The organism is Streptomyces laculatispora (assembly GCF_017353455.1).
GTDB classification, from domain to species: Bacteria; Actinomycetota; Actinomycetes; order Streptomycetales; family Streptomycetaceae; genus Streptomyces; species Streptomyces laculatispora.
In genome coordinates this window covers 1-5,312 of sequence record NZ_JAFMPZ010000465.1, presented here as the reverse complement: position 1 = coordinate 5,312, position 5,312 = coordinate 1, and the positions used below count along the sequence as shown (strand labels likewise).

At 73.6% G+C, this 5,312-nt stretch carries 5 protein-coding genes; 4 read left to right on the top strand and 1 reads right to left on the bottom strand.

What is annotated here, in order from left to right:
• The 4 genes from J1C73_RS22730 to J1C73_RS22715 all read left to right on the top strand — a co-directional run.
• The coding region (locus tag J1C73_RS22730; protein ID WP_207318046.1) for an alpha/beta hydrolase family protein at positions 1-748 on the top strand (748 nt) is incomplete at its 5' end.
• A 108-nt stretch (positions 749-856) separates the two neighbouring features.
• On the top strand, positions 857-2,155 hold the full coding sequence (locus J1C73_RS22725; protein ID WP_207318045.1) for a sensor histidine kinase: 1,299 nt from the start codon (positions 857-859) through the stop codon (positions 2,153-2,155).
• Positions 2,152-2,829, top strand: a complete 678-nt coding sequence (locus J1C73_RS22720) for a response regulator (protein ID WP_207318044.1) — start codon at positions 2,152-2,154, stop codon at positions 2,827-2,829. Before J1C73_RS22725 ends, J1C73_RS22720 begins: the two co-directional genes overlap by 4 nt.
• A gap of 96 nt (positions 2,830-2,925) precedes the next feature.
• Positions 2,926-4,161, top strand: a complete 1,236-nt coding sequence (locus J1C73_RS22715; protein ID WP_124284429.1) for a cytochrome P450 — start codon at positions 2,926-2,928, stop codon at positions 4,159-4,161.
• A gap of 24 nt (positions 4,162-4,185) precedes the next feature.
• On the opposite strand, the gene J1C73_RS22710 is transcribed toward J1C73_RS22715, so the two are convergent.
• Positions 4,186-5,312 (bottom strand): ABC transporter permease (locus J1C73_RS22710; RefSeq protein WP_207318043.1); only part of this gene is annotated, 1,127 nt, incomplete at its 5' end.

Here is a 5,312-nt window from a genome sequence, read left to right as displayed (position 1 = left end):
CCCGCACGACGGACGCACCGGCGCGCCCGTCGTGGTCGTCCTGCACGGCGGGGCGTGGCGGGCGCCGTACGACCGGCTCCACATGTCCCCGTTCGCGGGATTCCTGGCCCGGCGCGGGTTCGCCGTCGCCAGCGTCGAGTACCGGCGGGGCAGCGAGATCCCGCAGCAGCGCGGCTCGGGCCCGGTGGCCGGCCGCTGGCCGGAGACCTTCGACGACGTCGCGGCGGCGATGGACGCGCTGCCGGAGCTGCTGGCGCGGGAGCTGCCCGCGGCGGACGCCCGGCGCATCGTCGTCACCGGGCACTCGGCGGGCGGGCAGCTCGCCCTGTGGGCCGCCGCCCGGCACGTACTGCCGGAGGGCTCGCCGTGGCGGCTGCCGCGCCCGCCCGCGCTGCGCGGCGTGGTGGCCCTCGCACCGATCGCGGACTTCACCCGCGCCGTCGAACTGGATGTGTGCTCCGGCGCGATCGGGCAGTTCCTGGGGACCGACGAGGACTTCGCCGCACGGAGCGCGCACGCCGACCCGGCGCTGCTGCTGCCCACCGGCATCGCGACCGCCGTGGTGCAGGGCACCACGGACCTCACGGTGCCGCAGGCCGTCGTGGAGGCGTTCGTCGACGCGGCCGCGAAGGAGGGGGAGACCGTGGGGCTGACCCTGCTGCCCGGCGTCGGGCACTTCCCGCTGATCGATCCGGCGGCCGACGCGTGCGCGGTGGTGGCCGAGGAGATCGCCCAGCTGGCCTGGTGAAACCGCGGTACGCGGCCGGCGGCGGACCCGGGTAGTACTTGCGACGGACGGCCCAGGATCCGTATCTGTACGGACGACCCCGCTCGCCGTGCCGCCTACCGTGGAAGCGTGACCGAGACCAAGACCAGAAACCCGGAGCTCCGGATGGCCGCAGGAGCCATAGGCGGCCTGCGGCAGGCCCTCATCGATGACGCGTTCGCCTACCGCCCGCTGCCGCCGATGCGGACCGACGGGCCGCTGACCCGGCGGCTGCCGGAGCGGCTCCGGTCCGGTGCCGGGTGGACGCCGCACGCGGTGGTGCTGGGGGCCGCGCTGATCGCGTTCATGACGGGGTTCTCCCGCACCGGCAACGCCGGTGTCCTGCTGTCCGGGCTGCTGCCCGCCGCCTGCATCGCGATGACGCTGGTCAGGCCGGTCGGGGCGTTCTGGATGTCGATGGTGCTGACCCCGGTGAGCGCGGTCGTCGGAGGCGGGGACGAACTGTGGGGGCCGAGCACCTTCTTCTCCCACCTGGTCGTGCTGGTCGTCGTCGCGGCCCGGACCCGGCCGCGCACCGCCGCCTGGATGTGGGGCCTGACCCTGCTGTTCGGCACGCTCCTGGAGAACCTGGGCCTGGACACCTCGTCGAACACCGCGGCCATGGCCGTGACCTCCGCGTTCGCCCTGCTCGTCGTGAGCCTGGTGCAGATCCGGCGGGAGGCGGAGCGCGAGGTCACCGTGCAGCGCACCGTCACCGCCGTCGAGCGCGACCGGCGCACGCTGCTGGAGGAGCGCACCACCATCGCCCGCGAACTGCACGACGTGGTCGCCCACCACATGTCGGTCGTCGCGATCCAGGCCGAGGCCGCCCCGTACCGGGTGGAGAATCCGCCGCCCGAGCTGGAGCAGGCCTTCATCACGATCCGGGAGAACGCCGTCGCGGCGCTCACCGAACTGCGCCGGGTGCTCGGTGTCGTACGGACCGAGGGCTACGAGGTGCCGGACGCGCCGCAGCCCACCCTGGCCGAGCTCGACGGCCTCCTCGCCAATGTCGGCGAGGCGGGCCTGACGACGCGGAAGACGGTGACCGGCGCGGTGCGCGAACTGCCGCAGGGCGTCGAGCTGTCGGCGTACCGGATCATCCAGGAGGCCCTCAGCAACACCCTGCGGCACGCACCGGGCGCCACCGCCGAGGTCGAGATCGGCTATGTGCTGGGCGGGCTCGGACTGCGCGTCGTCAACGGCCCGCCGACCGGCCCGGTGAAACCCTCGCAGGGGGCCGGGCACGGGATCACCGGGATGCGGGAGCGGGTCGGGATGCTGAACGGTGAGATGACCGCCGGGACGACCGCGGACGGCGGTTACGAGGTCGCGGCCTTCATCCCTGTCCAGCAGGCCCCCTCCGACGCCCCCGTGGAGCAGGTATGACGACCGACGCGGGTGCGACGATCCGGGTACTGATCGTCGATGACCAGATGATGGTCCGCGAGGGTTTCTCGGTGCTGCTCAACGCGATGCCGGGCATCGAGGTCGCCGGCGAGGCGGTCAACGGCCGCGAGGCCGTCTCGCAGGTCGCGGCGCTCCGCCCCGACGTGGTGCTGATGGACATCCGGATGCCGGAGCTCAACGGCATCGAGGCGACCCGCGAGATCGTCGCGGCGGACGGAGACGCCAAGGTACTGGTGCTGACCACCTTCGACCTCGACGAGTACGTCTACCAGGCGCTGCGCGCGGGCGCCTCCGGCTTCCTCCTCAAGGACGCCTCGGCCCGTCAGCTCGCGGACGGTGTAAGGGTGGTGGCCTCCGGTGAGGCACTGCTCGCCCCCACCATCACCAAGCGGCTGATCAACGAGTTCTCCAAGCTCGCGGCCGCCCCGCGCCCGCCCGCGCTCGCCCGGATCGGCGACCTCACCGAGCGCGAGACGGAGGTGCTGGTCCTCATCGCCCAGGGCCTGTCGAACGCGGAGATCGCCTCGCATCTGGTGGTCGCCGAGTCCACCATCAAGACCCATGTGAGCCGCATCCTGGTCAAGCTGGGCCTGCGCGACCGCACCCAGGCCGCCGTCTTCGCCTACGAGACCCGGCTGGTCACGCCGTCCTGAGCGCCGGCGCGGCCCCGGCCGCTCGCGCCGTCCTGCGGGAGGGTGCGGCCCCCGGGAGGGCTGGCCCGGTGGCGGGTGGCCGGTTAGCGTCGGTTCATGAACCAGCCCACGCGTGCCGCCTCCGGTTCCGCCGCCCCCTTCGACCCGTGGTCGGCGGCGTTCGTCGCCGATCCGTATCCCGCCTATGCCGAGCTGCGGGCCACCGGCCGGGCGCACTACTTCGAGCCCACCGACCAGTGGCTCGTGCCGCACCACGCCGATGTGTCCGCGCTGCTGCGTGACCGCCGGCTGGGCCGGACGTATCTGCACCGGTTCACGCACGAGGAGTTCGGCCGGACGGCTCCGCCTCCCGAGCACGAGCCGTTCGAGACGCTCAACGGGCAGGGGATGCTGGACCTGGAGCCGCCGGACCACACGCGCATCCGGCGGCTGGTCTCCAAGGCGTTCACCCCGCGCACCGTCGAGCAGCTCGCGCCGACCGTGCGGCGGCTGGCCGCCGGGCTCGTCGACGACTTCGTGGCGCAGGGCGGGGGCGATCTGCTCACGGCGGTCGCCGAGCCGCTGCCCGTCGCCGTGATCGCCGAGATGCTCGGCATCCCGGAGTCCGACCGTGCGCCGCTGCGGCCCTGGTCGGCGGCGATCTGCGGGATGTACGAGCTCAACCCGTCCGAGGAGACCGCCCGCGCCGCCGTCCGCGCCTCGCTCGACTTCTCCGCGTATCTGCGCGAACTGATCGCCGAGCGGCGCGGGAACCCGGGTACGGATCTGATCTCCGCGCTCATCGCCGCCCATGACGAGGGCGAGCGGCTGACCGAGCAGGAGATGGTCTCCACCTGTGTGCTGCTGCTGAACGCGGGACACGAGGCGACCGTCAACACCACGGTGAACGGCTGGTGGACGCTGCTGCGCCACCCCGGGCAGCTGGCCGCGCTGCGGGCCGACCACGGGCTGCTGCCGTCCGCGATCGAGGAGCTGATGCGGTACGACACCCCGCTCCAGATGTTCGAGCGCTGGGTGCTCGACGACATCGAGATCGGCGGCACGGTCATTCCGCGCGGCTCCGAGGTGGCCCTGCTCTTCGGCTCGGCCAACCGCGACCCGGCCCGCTTCCCCGACCCGGACACGCTGGACCTCTCCCGGCAGGAGAACCCGCACATCACCTTCGGCGCGGGCATCCACTTCTGTCTGGGCGCCCCGCTGGCCCGGGTGGAACTGGCGGCGTCCTTCGGGGAGTTGCTCCGACGGGCGCCGGGAATGCGGCTGGTCGCGGAGCCGGAGTGGAATCCGGGATACGTGATCCGGGGCGTGAAGGAGCTGCGCGTCGAGCTGTGACCGGCCGGGCGCGGGCCGCCCCGCTCAGTTCAGCATGTCCCGCCTCCGCAGCGTCGCCAGACCGCCGGCCACCAGGGCCACCGCGAGCACGGTGAGCAGCGCCACCGGACCCCACTCCATCCCCGCCCCGGGCAGCTTCGGCAGGTGGGTGAACGGCGACAGGTCCATCACCGGCTGCGGCAGGTTCAGGGCCGGGCCGATCCAGCCCAGCGCCAGGCAGAGCCCCACCAGTCCCCAGGCCGCGGCGGCGGCCTTCGGCAGCGCCCCGTACAGCAGGACCGTCACCCCGCCCAGGAGCCAGACGGCGGGCAGCTGCACCAGCGAGGCGCCGAGCACGGCGGGCAGTTCGTGCCCGTATCCCGCGGCCAGGCCGAGGCCGCCGGCCACCATGATCAGGGCCGCGCCGCCGAAGGCGATGAGCAGGTGGCCGGCCGCCCAGCCGATACGGCCGACCCCGCCCGCCAGCACCGGTTCGGCCCGTCCGGCGGTCTCCTCACCGTGCAGCCGCAGCACCGAGGAGACGATGTACAGCGCTGCCACCGTGCCGAGCACGGAGACCATCGAGGCGAGGAACGCGTCGGTCAGACCGGCCTGTCCGCCCATCCGCTCGAAGATCTCCCTGGTCTTCTTGTTGTCCCCGACGAGATCGGCCGCTCCGCCGGTCAGCCCGCCGAAGACGACGCCGACCGCGGCGAACGACACCGTCCAGCCCAGCAGCGCACCGCGCTGGAGCCGCACGGCGAGCCCGAGCGCCGTGGAGATCCGGCCCCGGGCGGGCCCCGGCCGGGTCGCCAGGAAGCTCATGCCGACATCGCGCCGCCCGGTCAGCGCGTACGCCGCGGCGCACTGCACCGCCACGGCGGCGACGATCATAAGGAGCGCCCACCACCGCTCGTCCGCGTACGGCCGGACGTTCTCCGCCCAGCCGATGGGGGAGAGCCAGGTGAACACGGACGAACCGTCCGCCGTCGCGGAGTCGCCCGCCGCCTTCAGGACGAACGCGGCGCCGATCACCGCGGCCGTCAGCCCCTTCGCGAGCCGGGCGCTCTCGGTGAACTGAGCGGCGATCGCGGCGGTGCAGGCGAACAGCACACCGACTCCGGCGACGGCCGACGCGATCGCCACCGCCCCGGCGCCGCCCGCCCCCGACC